The sequence below is a fragment of the Neobacillus sp. WH10 genome, assembly GCF_030123405.1.
Classification (GTDB): Bacteria; Bacillota; Bacilli; order Bacillales; family Cytobacillaceae; genus Neobacillus.
Genome location: NZ_CP126110.1, coordinates 2,316,146 through 2,332,621, shown reverse-complemented (window position 1 = coordinate 2,332,621; position 16,476 = coordinate 2,316,146). Strand labels below are relative to the sequence as shown.

The following is a 16,476-nucleotide window of genomic DNA, read 5'->3' as shown; positions in this document are numbered from 1 at the left end:
CAAAAATGAAAATGTTAAACACAATTAAAAACTTTTCACAAACTCATCCAGATACAATAGCATATATCTCCCCCACGGAAAAAATGACTTATGGTGAACTCTGGAGACAATCTGAACACGTATCAGCTTTTCTATTAAAACAATCCCCCCAAAAACATCTACCTGTATTAGTATATGGTCATATGGATGCTTCAATGATTGGATCGTTTTTAGGCTGTGTAAAAGCAGGAATTCCATATATTCCGGTTGATACTTCGATTCCAATCGAAAGAGTATTAAAAATTATTACTAGTTCCCAAGCTGAATTGGTCATTAATGCTTCCCGGCAGGAATTGGTGTTGGACAATTTCACAGTCACTATAGCGAATTATGATAAAATCCTGGCAGAACAAGTTTCTGATGTGCCAATGGACCCGTCAAATTGGGTATCTGGGGAAGATAATTTCTATATTATTTATACGTCCGGAAGTACAGGAAATCCAAAGGGTGTGCAGATTTCTGCTAATAACCTGCAAAGCTTTGTTGATTGGATGGTTGAGGATTTTCCAATCAAGAGGAATTTTCGCTTTTTAAATCAAGCACCATATTCATTTGATTTATCAGTCATGGATCTTTATCCCGCTCTTGCTAGTGGTGGAACTATTTTTGCAATAACAAAAGAGATGATTGCGAGACCAAAACTGTTATTTGAAGCATTAGAAAAATCAAAGACACAGATATGGACCTCAACTCCTTCTTTCGTACAGATGTGTTTAATGGATCCATCGTTTACAGAAGAACTTCTGCCTGAACTCAGCCTATTTTTATTTTGCGGTGAAATTTTGCCAGTTTCAATTTGCCGGCAATTAAGGGAGCGGTTTCCTAAAGCAAGAATATTCAACACTTATGGCCCGACAGAAGCAACAGTAGCCGTCACTTCTATTGAAGTAACAGCTGAAATACTAGAAGCATATCCGAATCTCCCAATCGGCAAACCAAAAGGAGACACACGTATTGTGTTGGTTGATGAAAATGGCATGCCAGTACAGCCCGGGGAAAAAGGTGAAATGATTATTGTTGGCCCAAGTGTAAGTAAAGGCTATTTAGGGCAACAGGATCTAACAGAAAAATCATTTTTTCATTATAAAGGTGAACCCGCTTATCGAACTGGTGATGCTGGCTATTTTGATCAGAATGGGCTGATTTTTTACAAAGGCCGGATTGATTTTCAGATAAAACTGCACGGCTACAGGATGGAGTTAGAGGAGATTGAATACCATATTGCCAATTGCAAATATGTGAAATCAGCTGCTGTCATCCCAATCTATCAAAATGACAAAATTGACTATTTACTAGCGGCAATCATCCCATCCAGCCATGATTTTGAAAAAGAATATCAATTAACAAGTGCTATCAAAAAAGAACTTAGCGAGGAAATTCCTGCATATATGATTCCAAGAAAGTTCACCTACTATGAGGAGCTTCCAATGACAGCGAACGGAAAAATGGACCGAAAAAAATTTAAGGAATTGGTTTTACAATGACACCATATGGTTCTTTTACTTTCTTTTTCATCTTGGCAATTCTTTTAGCACCAACAGTTATTCTCGGTTTACGTGGAAAAAGGTTTCATACTTATAATATGTTTGTGTCGATTATCGCCCTTGGCATAATCTTCTCTTCATCTCTTAAACAAGCTGTTGCCTTAATCGTATTTACTATCTGGCAAGTCGTTTTAATAAAGGCATACATCACCTACCGAAAAAAGAGCAATAAGAATACTATCTTTTATTTGGCAGTCATTCTTTCGATTCTACCGCTGATTCTTTCGAAGCTGCTGCCATATTTTTCAGATGTAAACTTAATAGGCTTCCTTGGTATTTCTTATTTAACGTTTAAAGGTACACAAATCATCATGGAGACACGAGATGGGTTGATAAAAAAAGACCTGCCCCTACCCAGATTACTTTATTTCATTTTATTTTTCCCGACCATTTCATCGGGTCCAATCGACCGTTATCGTCGCTTTGATAAAGATTTGGAACTTGAGATTTCAAGGGAACAATACAAATTATTGCTTTATGAAGGAATCAACAAAATTTTTCGTGGATTTTTATATAAGTACATTATCGGCTATTCGATCAATCACTTTTTCATCACGAATCTAAGATTTATTGCTCAAAGCCATTTTGAGCATCATCTCTATTATATGTACGCGTACAGCCTCTATCTATTTTTCGATTTTGCGGGCTATAGTGCTTTTGCGATCGGTGTTAGTTATATTATGGGGATTAAATCTCCGGAAAACTTTAATAAACCTTTCCTTAGCAGGAACATAAAAGATTTCTGGAATCGCTGGCATATGAGCCTTTCCTTTTGGTTCAGAGACTATGTGTATATGCGATTTGTCTTTTGGATGACCAAGAAAAAGTGGATTAAAAACCGCAACCTCCTCTCAAACCTTGGTTATATATTACTGTTTTTATTAATGGGAGTATGGCACGGACTAGAAATTCAATATCTTATTTATGGAATGTACCACGCTGCATTAATGGTTGTTTACAATTCATTTGAACGGTTTAATAAAAAGCACAAGTGGTGGCCGCAAAACAAGTTTACACATATTGTTGCCATTATTATTACCTTCCATGTAATCTGCTTTGGTTTTTATATTTTCTCAGGACAATTATTTCATAAAGGAGTTTGATTAAGATGGATTTCAAAAATGAGGTTATTACATTATTATCTGAAATTTGCCAGGACGATATTATTAAGGAAAATCCGGATATCGATTTATTTGATGCCGGATTATTGGACTCATTTGGGACAGTTGAATTACTCGTTCAAGTAGAAGAGCGTTTTGGAATTCTTGTTCCGATTACTGAGTTCGATCGTGATACTTGGAATACACCTAACAATATCGCCATTCAGTTGGCTGATATGCAATGAAAAAAGCTATATTCTCACCCATTATCTTAGCTTTTCTCGTTTTGATTATTTTGGTAGTGATACCAAATCGATGGATTGAGAAAATGATTCCAAAATCGAAAATTTCTCAGGCTGCAACAGAATTAAATCCATTTATGTTTCAAGGTAAATATGTTCAACATAAAATGCTCAAAGATGATCATTATTTACCCATTTATGGATCTTCTGAACTGGCTAGACTTGACCGTTACCATCCGTCCAATTATTTCCAAGTAACAGGAGCAGACTTTACTCCATTTTTAATTGGCCGCGGCGGAACTGTATCATTGACTCATTTTTTAAATTTTTCTGAGCATATAAATCAGCTGAAGGGGAAGAAACTTGTTTTCGTCTTGTCGCCGCAATGGTTTCAGCCAAAAGGGACAGACGAATCCCATTTTGTTCCTAATTACTCTTCCTTACAAGGCTATGATTTGGCTTTTAACAAAAAAATAGATCCAACAGTTAAGAAAAAGGCAATAAAACGGCTGTTAACATTTTCGCCAGTTCAAAACGACCCTTTTCTTTCTATCATGTATAAGGCAGAGATAACGGATAATCCATGGACTAAAAGAGCTAGTAAATTGATTCGCCCTTTTGCCTTTACCTATCGTGAATTGTTGATAAAAAAGGATCTTTATTATTCTTTGGCAGGCGGTATATCTCGAAAAAGAGATCTCAGTCCAAAGGTAAAGAATAAATCTTGGGATGAATTAGCGGTTCAAGCAACTCGTTTCGGCGAAAGAAGATCTACGAATAATCAGTTTTATGTAATTAACAGCCAATATAATAAAATTCGAAAATTGGTTCCTTCTTTAAGGGATAATAAAATTGGAGCATCCTACGGAGAATCCCCTGAATATCAGGATTTCCAACTGGTACTTGACCTTTTAAAGCAGTCAGGAGCAGAACCACTATTTATTTCTGTTCCAGTAAATGGTAAATGGTACGACTACACCGGATTCCCAAAAGAAGGACGAACCGTGTATTATGAACGTATTAAGAAACAAATTGAGTCAGAGGGCTTTCAAATTGCCGATTTTTCCAATCATGAATATGATCCATACTTCATGAAGGATACTATTCATATTGGCTGGAAAGGCTGGGTATATATCGATAAAGTAATAAAGGATTTTTATAATGGAAGTAAAATTAATGTTGATGTCGTTCAGGCAATGTAGTTTGACCAGTTTTAATCTATATTTGTGTAATAATCATTGAACTGTTAATAATCGGCATTTTTATTAGGAATTGGCTTCTTTACTCTATTTATGATACACGCCACTTTTTCTTAATCAAAGTAGAATAATGTTAAACTAAAAGTTATAATATACTTGATAATTTAATTCATTTTGGGAGTTGAGAAAAATGTTTTCAAATATTGGTGTTCCTGGATTAATTTTGATCCTTATTGTTGCATTAGTCATTTTTGGACCGAATAAGCTCCCTGAAATTGGACGTGCTTTTGGTAAGTCAATTCGTGAATTTAAAAAAGCAACTGAGGGAATCACTGACGATATAAAATCAGAATTAAAAGAAGATATCAAAGAGGTTAAACAAGACCAAATTACCTTAAAAAAATAATGTAATGTAAATTAAAGCATCCCCTGATCTTTTTTAGGGGATGCTTTTTTAAAAGAAAAAGAAGACTTCTCTTATTGTCTAGCTGCAGCGCCTAGGGGCTCGGGGTCAAGGCGCTGCAGCTTTTCATTTTTACCTTTTGGACTTTTCGGCAAATGCTTGAAATTGATTCATTAATTTTTTGCGTGATTTTTGATTGCGAAGTAAATACACAGCACCCAATCCAATTGTCGTCATCATTAATTTTTTTCTAACCATTGAAATCCTCCTTCTGAGACTTTCTACCTCTTCAATATTCCCTCAAGGTCTGCATTTTAGCACTCATAATTATTAACAAATACATCAAATAATTTCCATTCTATATCGGGAACCTACAACAAAAAAAGTCAATTCGGTTTTAGAATTGACTTTTTTTAAAACTGATTATTACTTTTTCAACATATCTTTCATTATTTTGTTATGCTCTTTCATTTGATTTAAAAGGTGATTAAGAAGTACAACTGCCTTTTTATCATCCTTATTTTCAATCGCCATATTTAATTCTCGGAACGTTTGCCAGTGTTGCATCTTTTTACCACCATGTACCTGCTTCATAAATTCTTCTTTCGTTATCTTTCCTTCATTAAACTGCTTTTTAAGTTCCTCCATTTTGACCATTTTATCTTTTTTCCATTTCTCACGTTTAGCAGCATTTTCAGGACTCATCCATTGTTTGCGAAGTGTCTTTTTTTCCGTAAGAACTTGGGTCCATTCTTCCTTTTTGCTTGGTGTATATTGGTCTACCCATGTAAGGAGCTTTTGCTCTCTCTCCTTCATCAATGCCTGCCAGTCTTTATGCATCATTTGGTGCTGCTTGCCTTCCTTGCAATCGCAAGGTTTTTCCTCATGATCTGCTGGTAAAGAATCATTTGCAGCAGTCAAACCTGGCACTGATAATAATAATGCCATTGTTAAAAATAGCAGTTTAAGTTTCATAAATATCCCCTTCCATTCTTCTTAGAAATTTAACCTAATTTTTTCAGCACGAAATTATCATTCCCAGTTAGTCGAAAAAAATTTACCAATTGGACATAAATTTAGTAAAAAAAAACTTGAGATGTTTATTAAATTGTCGTATTCTATGAATATAGAAGATATGTGAAATATTTCACATTTAAAAATTGGGCATTAGCTCAAATTTTTTACACTTTAATTGTGAATCTTTTCACAAAAATATTTATAGAAAACCATATAAAGATGGATATTAGGAGTGGGGAAATATGTCAAAACCAAAAATCGTAATCCTAGGTGGAGGCTATGGCGGTATTATTACAAGTAAAAAATTAGAAAAATTATTAAAGTCTGGCGAAGCAGATGTTACGCTCATTAATAAACATGAATATCATTACCTTTCAACACAACTACATAAGACAGGAGTTGGCACCGCAGCAGACCGCCAAATTGCCATGTCTATACCTGAACTAATTAATCCAAACAAGACTCGGTTCTTAAAAGCTGCAGTATCCTCTGTTAATATCAATACACAAGAAGTTCACCTTGAAGGTGGAGATACTGTTAAATATGATTATTTAATAATTGCTCTTGGATTTGAGGTTGAAACATATGGTACTAAAGGTGTTAAAGAAAATGCTTTTGAGATTCGCAGCTTTAGAAGCTCAAAAACCATTTACCACCAAATCATCAAACAATTAAATCTTTATAAAGAAGACCATGATCCTTCTCGTTTAACCTTTGCTGTAGCTGGCGGAGGCTTTACCGGAATCGAGATGCTTGGAGAACTGGCAGATGCACTACCAAAACTTTGTAAAGAACATAATATACCGTTTGAAAAAATAAAAATTGTTGGTATTGAGGCTGCTCCATCTGTCATTCCATTTTTCCCTAAGGAATCCATTCAATACACAACTGAAGTTTTAGAAAAGCGTAATATTGAATTAATCACTTCTACAAAAATACTGGAATGTACACCAGAAAAAGTGGTCCTTGAAAATAATCGAGAAGTTCCAACAAAAACATTAATCTGGTCTTGTGGTGTAAAAGGGAATACGATTGTTCACAATTGGGGATTACCAATTGAAAAAGGCAAGATTGCGGTGGATTCTTATCTTCGTGTTAAAAACATGAAAAATGTCTTTAGTATTGGAGACTGTTCGTTATTTATGAAGGATGAGAAGTCTGCACTTCCTCCGACTGCACAAGTAGCCTTACAACAAGCACCGGTCTGTGCGAAAAATATTGTTGCTGCGCTACGAGGTGAATCATTAACATCGTTTGAATATCACCACAAAGGATCTGTAGCATCAATCGGTCTCATGGCCGCAGTTGGTAAAGTAGGTAATTTCCGCTTATCCGGGCTTTTTGGAGCATTTATGAAACAAGTTATTGAGGCTCGCTACTTGTTTAATCTTGGCGGTCCATCTCTGATTATCAAGCAGCACATTGGTGTTAACCGTGAGCCTGTAAAAATAACAGCGAAGCAATAATTATAACTAATTCACATTGCTTTTTTCCTTGGCTGCAGGAATCCCCTCCCCCCTGACAGCCATTTGAATAGAATAATCCCAAATGGCCTTAAATCCCCCAACTTTAAGGCGAACTGCCCCATTCCTATCATTTGGAGTGGGGCTATTTTAATGTTAAATTTATAGCCACTCTAAAAATTCAAGACGATTGCCAAACGGGTCATGGACATGAATTCTACTTGCTCCAGGGAGATTGTCGTCCGCCGAAAAAGCAACACGATTTTTACTAAGATGCGTTTTTAATTCTTCTATATTTTCCACAACGAAGGCAGGGTGCGCCTTTTTAGCGGGAGTAAATGGTTCTTCTACTCCAATGTGAATTTGAAACGTTCCAAACTCAAACCATACTCCACCTCGCTTTTTCAATTCCTCCGGCTTTTCTACCTCTGTTAACCCAAGGATTCCAGCAAAAAATGCTCTTGCCTCCACTTCACAGCCTTTTGGTGCAGCAAGCTGGACATGATCGATTTTTTTTATCACGAATGACATAATAATTTCCCCATTTCCCTTTATATATTTACACAACCATTTTATAAAATTTTTAATTTTCCCTCAAATTTTTTTACTTATTTTGACATTAACAAAAGCTACCCCCATTATTAGGGATAGCTTGTCATTAATAAACATCCTTTTTCGTAAAGGCAAAAAATGAGACGAATAAAGCAGCGGCCCACCAAACGAACAGAACCAGCATAGAGAATGAGAGATTCATTCCCTCAATTGGCGGAGCAGTTCCTTTCATATAGTCTGTTAACCTTAAATTAACCATAAAAAAGTATTTAGCAGATTCCCAAGAGGATACCATATTATTCAAAATTGCTCCAGAGATTAACGCCGCAAGCATCACGCCCATTCCGGCTGCTGTACTTCGGATTAAAACAGAAAGCATAAATGATAATGTCCCTACTACAATCGCGACAAACCAAACCAATCCAAAATCCATTAATAAAAACTTCCACAAACTTAAGAGTCTGACCTCTGAGGTGTTTAACCCTGTATCCGTCACATTAAAACCTGTTAAGATTGGTGCCCCCCAGCCTTTATAGCCAAATACTGCTCCGGAAATTAAATAGGAGAGGATACCAGCAATCGCAATGATTAATGAAATAGCTAAACAAAGGGTGATATATTTACTTAACAGTACCTTCCACCTTTTCACCGGTCTAGTCAATAAAAGCTTGATCGAACCTAAACTGTGTTCAGAAGAAACCAAATCACTTGCAATGACCATAACCATTAATGGAATAAAAAGATCAATCGAGTTTTCCAAAAAGATTCTCATGAATGTAGGTGCACCCGGCTCTGCTGGATTAATATCATGATCTAGATAATATTGTTGCTGCTGTAAGGATATTTGCAGTTGTTTCTTCCATTCGTCAGAAATTCTACTGCTGCTCAATCGGTTTGTCGTATCAACAATTTGCTGCTGTAAAATCGTACGCCAATCACTCGTTCCTAATTTTTCATGTTGTGTTTGTACTTGCTTATATTGTGCATATGTAAATAACATAACTAGAACACCTATAATGATCGCAATCACAACCAACCGCTTTTTGGCAATCAGCTTCATCATTTCATTTTGAATCAATTTATTCAATGCTGTCACCCCCCGTTAGTTCGAGGAATAAATCTTCAAGCACTGGCATTTTCCGATTCATTTCTGTTACAGCTACACCCGCTTCAACAAGCTGCCTATTCCATTCTGGTGTCTTCTGTTCATCAAACATTGTTAGGATGGTACCGTCTTCTTTTGCTTCAATGCTTGTTAAGGAACTTAATACTTGTTTTCCCTTATCAAATGGCGCTATACGCCAAACCACTCTTTCACGATTCGCAAGCAACTTAGAAACGGTATCGACTCGAATAATCGTCCCTTTTGATATGATTGCTACCCGATCACATAATAATTGAATTTCACTCAATAGATGGCTTGACACAAGGACGCTTAGACCTTCTTTTTCGGCCAGAAACCTAATAAATTGTCTCATTTCACGAATCCCTGCCGGATCCAATCCATTAGTCGGTTCATCGAGAATCAACACTTTTGGTTCTCCTAAAAGTGCTTGGGCAATTCCGAGGCGCTGTCGCATTCCAAGTGAATAAGTTTTTACTTTGTCATGAATTCTTTCCGTTAACCCAACAAGCTCAGTAACTTCTTTAATCCGATCCTCGCCAATTTTATTAAGCATCCTTGCAAAATGGAGTAGATTATTATATCCCGAAAGGTACGGATAAAGCTCCGGATTTTCAACAATGCAGCCAAGATTACGCACTGCCTCCTGGAATTGATCCTCGATACTGTAACCACAAATGTGAACACTGCCAGATGTCGGTTTAATCAAACCAACAAGCATTCGGATGGTAGTTGTTTTGCCGGCACCATTTGGTCCCAAGAACCCGAACACTTCTCCTTCACATAAATCAAACGTTAGCCCCTTGATGATTTCTCTTTTCCCAATTACTTTTTTTAATTTCTTAACTGACAATGTGATTTTTTTCTCCATTGTTTTCCTCTCCTTACCAGGTGAGCAATGAGGCTACTCGTTCAGCAATTAAACGGTACCCTTTTGAATTTGGATGAAACTTGTCCGAATAAAGATAGTCGTTTACCTTTAACTCAAACAAGTCAAACGTTGGCACAAACACGATTTTTGGATAGACGGCACTTACTTCCGCGCTGTCATAATTCCAATGGCGAATGACTTTGGAGATCTCTTTTCCTTGATCTAACTCAATAAAGGGATTATATAGACCAATAAAAAACACATTGGCGTCACTGTTATTTTTTCGAATTTGATTAAAAATAAAATTCAGGTTATCAAGATATTTTTTTTCAATCGCCGCAATGTCTTCTGCTTTTAAATCCGCTAATCCTTGACCACCGCGGAACAAATCGTTCCCCCCAATCGTCACCAATACCATATCTGCTTTTTGAATTTGTCGCCCGACTTCCGTTTCCTGAACCTGTTCGCGCAGCTGATCAGATCTTTGACCGTTGATGCCAAGATTAGTTAGCTGAACCGGCTGCTTTGTCTTTTCTTTAATTTCATCTGTCAAGACTCCCACATAGCCTTTTCCAGACTCATCACCTGTGCCTCTAGTTAAAGAGTCACCAAGTGCTACTATGTTCAATCCTTTTTTGTTCTCCACTTTCTTATTAACAGTGGTTAATTCCGGAACTTTTTCCGGTTTACCGGCATAATACTCCCCCACTGCCCAGCCAAGCCCAATCAGCCAGAGAAGGCAAAATAATACCGCTATTACAGTAATCGAACGAATGACATTTTTATTCATGATAAAACATCCTTTTCGGCCCTTTTCTATTATTTAATCATAGTTGTGATATGAATCAAACTTTCAATGCGGTTATTTCAATTTAATTGCTGAAAAGATTCAATAAATCTTAATTTTTCCTCAAAAACTGAAAAGGAATCCATCGTAGGACCCCTAAAAAAAGCCGGCTTCCTAATTGGAAACCGGCTTGCTCTTTTTTTATTCTTCTAAATTCCCTTTTGGTCCAAAGAACTCAAAGTGAATTCTATCTTCGTTTACTCCTAAACTTCTTAATGAGCGGTTTATTGCTCTCATAAAAGGAACGGGTCCGCAGAAATAAAAGTCAGCATCCTCGAAGGAGATATTGTCCTTTATCCAATCATGTGTTATATAACCTTCAACATCAAATCGATTGTTCAAGCGATCCTCTTCTGTTGGAGAATCATAAAAAATAAATGAATTCACATGATCAAGAGCTGCTAATTCATCAACCTCATTTCGTAGTGCATGGACATTTCCATTTACTGCAGCGTGTACGAACGTTACCTTACGACTAGGCTGTACTTCGACAATAGTTTTTAACATACTCATCATTGGTGTTAAACCAACACCACCGCTAAGCAATACAACAGGAGTAGTTTTTTTCGTATCAAGCACAAAATCACCAGCAGGTGCACTAACTTTAAGGATATCCCCTTCGCTCACTGTATCATGCAAATAATTAGACACCATTCCATCTGGATTTGCCGTTCCCGCTTCACGCTTAACGCTAATCCGGTAATAGTCTTTTCCTGGAGCATCCGAAAGGCTATATTGACGAATGTGTGTGTACTCTTCTCCGTTAATTTCTAATTTAATGCTAATATATTGACCAGGGATAAATCTTGCTATTCCGTTGTTATCTTCCGGTCTCAAGTAGAAAGAAGTAATAACATCACTTTCGATTACTTTGCGGTCAACAATAAAGTTGCGGAATCCATCCCAGCCCCCCTCTTGATTTATTGCTGCATCATACATTTCAGCTTCTACTCCGATAAACGCATCTGCAATTACGTTATAGGCATCGGCCCATGCTTTGATTATTTCGTCTGTTGCCGCTTCGCCTAGTACATCCTTTATCGCTAATAAAAGATGCTTCCCAACAATTGGATAATGTTCAGGCTTAACGCCGAGACTTCTATGTTTATGAGCAATTTGTTGAACAACAGGAAGGATGGCTTCGAGATTGTCAATATACATGGCAGCTGCATAAACAGTACCAGCAAGTGCTTTTTGTTGTCTCCCTTGTTTTTGATTGGCATGATTAAAGATATTTAATAATTCAGGATGGTTCCCAAACATCAATTGATAAAAGCGGGTTGTAATAGTTTCTCCGTGTTTTTCTAAGACTGGTACAGTAGATTTAATAATTTCAATTGTTTTTTGATCTAGCACATTAATCACTCCTCGAACATTTTCACTATTTCCATAGTGATTATATAAATAAATTCACAACGACTAAGTGATTTTAATCACACTTTATTATTTTTGAATCCTTTATACATGGAGAATTCACAAATTGTTCACTTGTGAGCATGACAAATGTAACTAGCCATATACTATCTATTTTTGTAATGTTGACCCTAGCTAGTAAAATTGGATTTTATATCAATATATTAAAGATGATCGCTAAAGGATGGGGATTATATGAACAAAACAAAAATTGCGTGGATCACCGACACAACTGCCTCTCTTAGTAAGGAATTTATTGAGCAGAATCATATACATGTTATTCCCCTGCACGTTGTTATTAACGATGAATTCTACAAAGAAACGATCGATATTTCTGAACAGGAATTTTATGAGCGAATGCAAAACGAGGATGGGAAATTTCAAACATCCCAACCATCCATCAATGATTTTGTAGAGCTTTATAACAAGTTAAAGGAAGAATATGACTGTGGAATAGCTATTCATGCTTCCAGTATATTAACTGGTACCTATCAAGCATCGGTAATTGCAGCAGGCATGGAAAATTTTAAACTGTTTGCAATTGATTCACAAACTGGTTCCTATCCTCTTTCATATTTAATAAAAAAAGGAATTGAACTAGTAGATCGAGGGCTTGACGCAGGTGAAGTGGTAACACAATTAAATGCATTACGGGAATATACACGTTTGTATTTAGTTCCTTCAAATCTGGACCAGCTTCATAAAAGCGGCCGCGTATCAGGCAGCCAAAAATTATTAGCCTCTCTATTTAATATTAAACCAATCTTAGCGATTGAAGATGGCGCTGCAAAAATAAAAGATAAAGTCCGAACCGAAAAAAAGGCTATCGCTTGGCTGGTAAACAAATTGACTGAGGACCTTGAAACTAAATCTGTTCGGAAAGTGGTCATCGTCCATGCGAATGACATTAAAAAAGCAACCGAGCTTGAAAAATATATCAACGAAACGGTCCCAGCGATTGAAACAGAAATATTGATGCTTATTCCAGTTGCAGGTGTTCATACGGGTGTTGGAACACTTGGACTGTCATGGGTATGCGAATAAAGGACTCGATTACATTCCTTGAATAGTTAGATGGTGCAGGAAATTTCCTGCACCTTTTATTATTAAAATAATTTAAAATATCAAAAACTGTCATATTATGGTACTATCAGAATAATAACATTACTAATAGTTATGATTAATTTATAGAAATGGACTTGAAAAGATGAAGAAAAAGAAAAGAATGGTATCCATATTAGGTATTCTCGTGATTTTAGGCCTAATTTATGTTGGTTTTCTGCAATTTAAGATAATCCAGTATAGCCGTGTGGAGGCACCAAAAAACGCTGATTATTTAATCGTGTTAGGGGCAAGAGTAAAAAGCACCGTCCCCTCACTGGCATTTGCAAGCAGAATTAATGCTGCGGCGAAATATTTAAAAGAAAACAAGGATACAATCGTTATTGCATCAGGGGGACAAGGCACCGGTGAAGATATTTCTGAAGCAGAATGCATTAAGAGAGAGCTTGTAAAACAAGGAATAAACGAAACAAGGATTATTTTAGAGGATCACTCCACAGATACATATGAAAATATTAATTTTTCGAAAAAGCTTATTCCCTCGAATGCAAAGGTTGGTCTGGTGGTTACGAATAATTTTCATCTCTACCGTGCCATTTCCATAGCCAGAGACCAGGGATTAGATGTGCAAGGTCTCCCTGCAAAGACCCCTTGGAAGGCCGTTATAAAATCGTATACGCGCGAATACTTGGCGATTACTAAATTCTACTTGAAAAGTTATATACTAGATTGATAAGCATGAAAACTCGACATTAACGGTCGAGTTTTTCATTTGTTCATTATTGTATTTTTGCATAAATACAAGTATCGCGCAGTTCTTTTGTGTCTGCCGAAATTCCATCATTTTTTAATATACCTTCTAATGTAAATCCTAATTTCTCTGGGATAGCGCGGCTTTTACTATTTTTATAGTCACAACGAATTTCAACTCGTCTTGCTTTTAACTCTTTAAAGGCAAATTCCGTTATTGCTTTAGCGGCTTCCGTAATATAACCATTCCCGCTATAACGGGTATTAATCCAATATCCGATTTCAAATTTTGGTACATCCCAGTTAATTCTATGTAAACCTGATGAACCGATAAATTCTCCTGTTTCTTTATGAAAAATATGAAGTCGTAAATCCTCCCGAGTTAAAAACTTCGCATGAGCATCTCGCATATTTGCCTCCACATCCAGTTCAGTTTGTTCTCGATGAGCCCAGGGCATCCAAGGTTTTAGTTCATTTAATGAGGCCTGCATTGCAGCATAAACCGCTTTTCCGTCTCCGGGAATTGGCTTTCGGATTAACAATCTTTCCGTATAAAACTCGTCTGGAAAATCTATTAGTATTGGTTTCATTTATTTCTCCTCCCTTTGTGTATTTAGAATTCGTTATAATTATTTGATTTCCCTTTTTGAGCTAATAATTTGATTCGCCAATGAATGATGTTAGGCTTACAAAAGTATTACTTTTAAAGACAGTTTAATGCTAAAAAAGACCCTTCCTGTTTGGAAGAGTCTCTAATTTTGCTTTTTTTAATAAGCTTTTGCCCAATAAACCATCTGTTTTGCTTCTTTTCCGCAGCAAACGCAAGTTTCTGATAGCTGCTCTTGTTCAAATGGAATACAACGTGATGTTGCCCCTGTTTCTTCTTTGATTTTTTCTTCACAGGCTAGTTCACCGCACCACATGGCTTTTATGAATCCTGGTTTTGCTTCTAGCGATTCCTTTAATTCAGGAAGGGTTAAAGCAACCGATGTTCTTTCTTCTCGATGCTTAAGTGCTTTGTTATATAAATTGGTTTGAATGTCATCGAGTAATTCAACAAGCTTTGTTTCTAACTCGGCCAAAGGAACAATTACTTTTTCTAATGTATCCCGTCTTACTAAAACAACTTGCTTATTTTCAATGTCCTTTGGTCCTACTTCAAGACGTACTGGAATGCCCTTCATTTCGTACTCATTAAACTTCCAGCCTGGCTTTTTATCACTGGCATCGATATCAACACGGGCAACTTGACCAAGTGACTTTTTCAATTCATAAGCAAAGTCAAGCACTCCTTCTTTGTGCTGAGCAATAGGTACAATCATGACTTGTGTTGGTGCTGCTTTTGGTGGAATGACAAGACCACGGTCATCACCATGGACCATAATCAAGGCACCAATAATCCTTGTTGTGAAGCCCCATGATGTTTGATGGACATATTGCAGCTTTCCTTCCTTGTCGGTGTATTGAATTCCGAAAGCTTCGGCAAATCCTGTGCCAAAATGGTGAGAAGTTCCTGATTGCAGTGCTTTCCCATCATGCATTAAACTTTCAATTGTGAAAGTAGCCTTTGCACCGGCAAATTTCTCCTTCTCAGTCTTTTGCCCTTTTACGACTGGAATCGCTAGAATCGTTTCACAAAGTTCGGCATAAACATTCAGCATCTGAATGGTTTCTTCCATCGCATCCTCATCAGTCGCATGGGCTGTATGTCCCTCCTGCCATAAAAACTCTAATGTGCGAAGGAATGGACGGGTTGTTTTTTCCCAGCGGACAACATTTGCCCATTGGTTATATAGCTTTGGTAAATCACGATAAGAATGAATGATATTACTATAATGCTCACAAAAAAGAACTTCTGATGTTGGGCGGACAACCAATCTCTCTGCTAATGGTTCAGAACCACCATGGGTAACCCAAGCCACTTCTGGAGCAAATCCTTCAACATGGTCCTTTTCTTTTTGGAGCAGGCTTTCTGGAATAAATAATGGCATATAGACATTTTCATGTCCTGTTTCCTTTATACGGCGGTCTAATTCATTTTTAATATTATCCCAAAGCGCATAACCATAAGGTCGAATAATCATCGAACCGCGAACGCTTGAATAGTCAATTAAATCTGCTTTCGTTACCACATCTGTATACCACTGGGCGAAATCCTCGTCCATACTGGTAACATCTTTTACAAATTCCTTTGCCATTTTTGACACCTCATTAATTTTTTTATAAAAAAGAAAAAAGTATTCGACTTTGAGAATTGTCCAGCTCCAGCAACCAGCGGCTATTGTACTTCCGCTTTTCTCAATACAAAAAGACCTAGATCCTAAAAAGGGACCAAGGCCTGGCGGTACCACCCTAAATTCATAAAGCAAATGCTTTATGCTCTTTCCATGATAACGGAGTTTATCCGCTTGTATCTTCAATAAAATCCGATACAGAACTCGGAGGCAGGTTCAAATGACTGTCTTAAGAAACCTCGCACCATTGGTTCCCTCTCTTGGTAAGACCACTTCATTTTACTAATCCCCGTCATTGTTTCAATAGTATTTTTTCAAAATTATATCTGTCCCGATACAAAATGTCAATTGCTATATAGGAATATTTTTCATTCAATATTGTTTTCTATCGTTTCCCCTTTAATCTAATTAATAAATGGAGTAAAATGCACTTATTAGAAAAAGTAGGTGATTTACATGAAAAATGAGGATAAAGATGAACTTGACCGAGAGGAGGAAGAAAAAGAAATTTTACTTGAATATATTCAAATGCAAAATGAGGTCCTAAAACGCATTTACAAAAATAGCCTTGAAAAAGATAAAGAAAAATAAATTTCCCCATAATCCTCTTTCGTTAT

General features: G+C 36.8%; 18 protein-coding genes and 1 other annotated feature. Of the genes, 9 read left to right on the top strand and 9 right to left on the bottom strand.

Going from position 1 to position 16,476, the window contains the following annotated elements:
* The first annotated feature begins 5 nt into the window (after window positions 1-5).
* The 5 genes from dltA to QNH20_RS11010 all read left to right on the top strand — a co-directional run bounded on the left by dltA (window position 6) and on the right by QNH20_RS11010 (window position 4,530).
* Window positions 6-1,523, top strand: coding sequence for a D-alanine--poly(phosphoribitol) ligase subunit DltA (gene dltA, locus QNH20_RS11030; protein ID WP_283922927.1), 1,518 nt, complete (start codon window positions 6-8; stop codon window positions 1,521-1,523).
* Window positions 1,520-2,686, top strand: coding sequence for a D-alanyl-lipoteichoic acid biosynthesis protein DltB (gene dltB, locus QNH20_RS11025; RefSeq protein ID WP_283922926.1), 1,167 nt, complete (start codon window positions 1,520-1,522; stop codon window positions 2,684-2,686). The genes dltA and dltB overlap by 4 nt, the downstream gene beginning before the upstream one ends.
* Before the next feature lie 5 nt (window positions 2,687-2,691).
* Complete coding sequence (gene dltC / locus QNH20_RS11020) at window positions 2,692-2,928, top strand: D-alanine--poly(phosphoribitol) ligase subunit 2 (protein ID WP_283922925.1); 237 nt, start codon at window positions 2,692-2,694, stop codon at window positions 2,926-2,928.
* A complete protein-coding gene (gene dltD, locus QNH20_RS11015; protein ID WP_283922924.1) occupies window positions 2,925-4,127 on the top strand; it encodes a D-alanyl-lipoteichoic acid biosynthesis protein DltD in 1,203 nt (400 codons plus the stop codon). The genes dltC and dltD overlap by 4 nt, the downstream gene beginning before the upstream one ends.
* Before the next feature lie 187 nt (window positions 4,128-4,314).
* Window positions 4,315-4,530 carry a twin-arginine translocase TatA/TatE family subunit gene (locus QNH20_RS11010; protein ID WP_283922923.1) on the top strand — a complete coding sequence of 72 codons (216 nt, stop codon included), beginning with the start codon at window positions 4,315-4,317 and terminating at the stop codon, window positions 4,528-4,530.
* Window positions 4,531-4,659: 129 nt separating this feature from the next.
* Here QNH20_RS11010 and QNH20_RS11005 read toward each other — a convergent pair whose 3' ends face one another.
* Window positions 4,660-4,785: a hypothetical protein gene (locus tag QNH20_RS11005; protein WP_283922922.1), complete on the bottom strand. Its 126-nt coding sequence runs from the start codon at window positions 4,783-4,785 to the stop codon at window positions 4,660-4,662.
* Between the two features lie 168 nt (window positions 4,786-4,953).
* Entirely contained in the window at window positions 4,954-5,502 is a 549-nt protein-coding gene (locus QNH20_RS11000; protein WP_283922921.1) for a hypothetical protein, read from the bottom strand.
* A 284-nt stretch (window positions 5,503-5,786) separates the two neighbouring features.
* Between QNH20_RS11000 and QNH20_RS10995 the strand changes: the two genes are divergently transcribed.
* A complete protein-coding gene (locus QNH20_RS10995; protein WP_283922920.1) occupies window positions 5,787-7,010 on the top strand; it encodes an NAD(P)/FAD-dependent oxidoreductase in 1,224 nt (407 codons plus the stop codon).
* Window positions 7,011-7,169: 159 nt separating this feature from the next.
* On the opposite strand, the gene QNH20_RS10990 is transcribed toward QNH20_RS10995, so the two are convergent.
* From QNH20_RS10990 to hmpA, 5 genes are all read right to left on the bottom strand, one after another.
* A complete protein-coding gene (locus QNH20_RS10990; protein ID WP_283922919.1) occupies window positions 7,170-7,538 on the bottom strand; it encodes a VOC family protein in 369 nt (122 codons plus the stop codon).
* A gap of 127 nt (window positions 7,539-7,665) precedes the next feature.
* The gene (locus tag QNH20_RS10985) at window positions 7,666-8,646 is read right to left on the bottom strand and encodes an ABC transporter permease (protein WP_283922918.1); all 981 of its coding nucleotides are present in this window, start codon (window positions 8,644-8,646) and stop codon (window positions 7,666-7,668) included.
* Window positions 8,639-9,553, bottom strand: coding sequence for an ABC transporter ATP-binding protein (locus tag QNH20_RS10980; protein WP_283922917.1), 915 nt, complete (start codon window positions 9,551-9,553; stop codon window positions 8,639-8,641). Before QNH20_RS10980 ends, QNH20_RS10985 begins: the two co-directional genes overlap by 8 nt.
* 13 nt (window positions 9,554-9,566) lie before the next feature.
* A complete protein-coding gene (locus QNH20_RS10975; RefSeq protein ID WP_283922916.1) occupies window positions 9,567-10,343 on the bottom strand; it encodes an SGNH/GDSL hydrolase family protein in 777 nt (258 codons plus the stop codon).
* A 198-nt stretch (window positions 10,344-10,541) separates the two neighbouring features.
* On the bottom strand, window positions 10,542-11,756 hold the full coding sequence (gene hmpA / locus QNH20_RS10970) for an NO-inducible flavohemoprotein (protein ID WP_283922915.1): 1,215 nt from the start codon (window positions 11,754-11,756) through the stop codon (window positions 10,542-10,544).
* A gap of 252 nt (window positions 11,757-12,008) precedes the next feature.
* Between hmpA and QNH20_RS10965 the strand changes: the two genes are divergently transcribed.
* Together QNH20_RS10965 and QNH20_RS10960 are read left to right on the top strand one after the other, a co-directional pair.
* Window positions 12,009-12,857 carry a DegV family protein gene (locus QNH20_RS10965; RefSeq protein ID WP_283922914.1) on the top strand — a complete coding sequence of 283 codons (849 nt, stop codon included), beginning with the start codon at window positions 12,009-12,011 and terminating at the stop codon, window positions 12,855-12,857.
* Window positions 12,858-13,020: 163 nt separating this feature from the next.
* A complete protein-coding gene (locus QNH20_RS10960; protein WP_283922913.1) occupies window positions 13,021-13,608 on the top strand; it encodes a YdcF family protein in 588 nt (195 codons plus the stop codon).
* Window positions 13,609-13,654: 46 nt separating this feature from the next.
* Here the strand turns inward: QNH20_RS10960 and QNH20_RS10955 are convergent, their stop codons facing one another.
* The gene (locus tag QNH20_RS10955; RefSeq protein ID WP_283922912.1) at window positions 13,655-14,215 is read right to left on the bottom strand and encodes a GNAT family N-acetyltransferase; all 561 of its coding nucleotides are present in this window, start codon (window positions 14,213-14,215) and stop codon (window positions 13,655-13,657) included.
* 177 nt (window positions 14,216-14,392) lie between these two features.
* The gene (gene proS, locus QNH20_RS10950) at window positions 14,393-15,823 is read right to left on the bottom strand and encodes a proline--tRNA ligase (RefSeq protein WP_481858067.1); all 1,431 of its coding nucleotides are present in this window, start codon (window positions 15,821-15,823) and stop codon (window positions 14,393-14,395) included.
* 125 nt (window positions 15,824-15,948) lie between these two features.
* Window positions 15,949-16,164: a binding site (T-box leader), on the bottom strand.
* 151 nt (window positions 16,165-16,315) lie between these two features.
* Between proS and QNH20_RS10945 the strand changes: the two genes are divergently transcribed.
* Window positions 16,316-16,450 carry a hypothetical protein gene (locus QNH20_RS10945; protein ID WP_283922910.1) on the top strand — a complete coding sequence of 45 codons (135 nt, stop codon included), beginning with the start codon at window positions 16,316-16,318 and terminating at the stop codon, window positions 16,448-16,450.
* The last annotated feature ends 26 nt before the right edge of the window (window positions 16,451-16,476 follow it).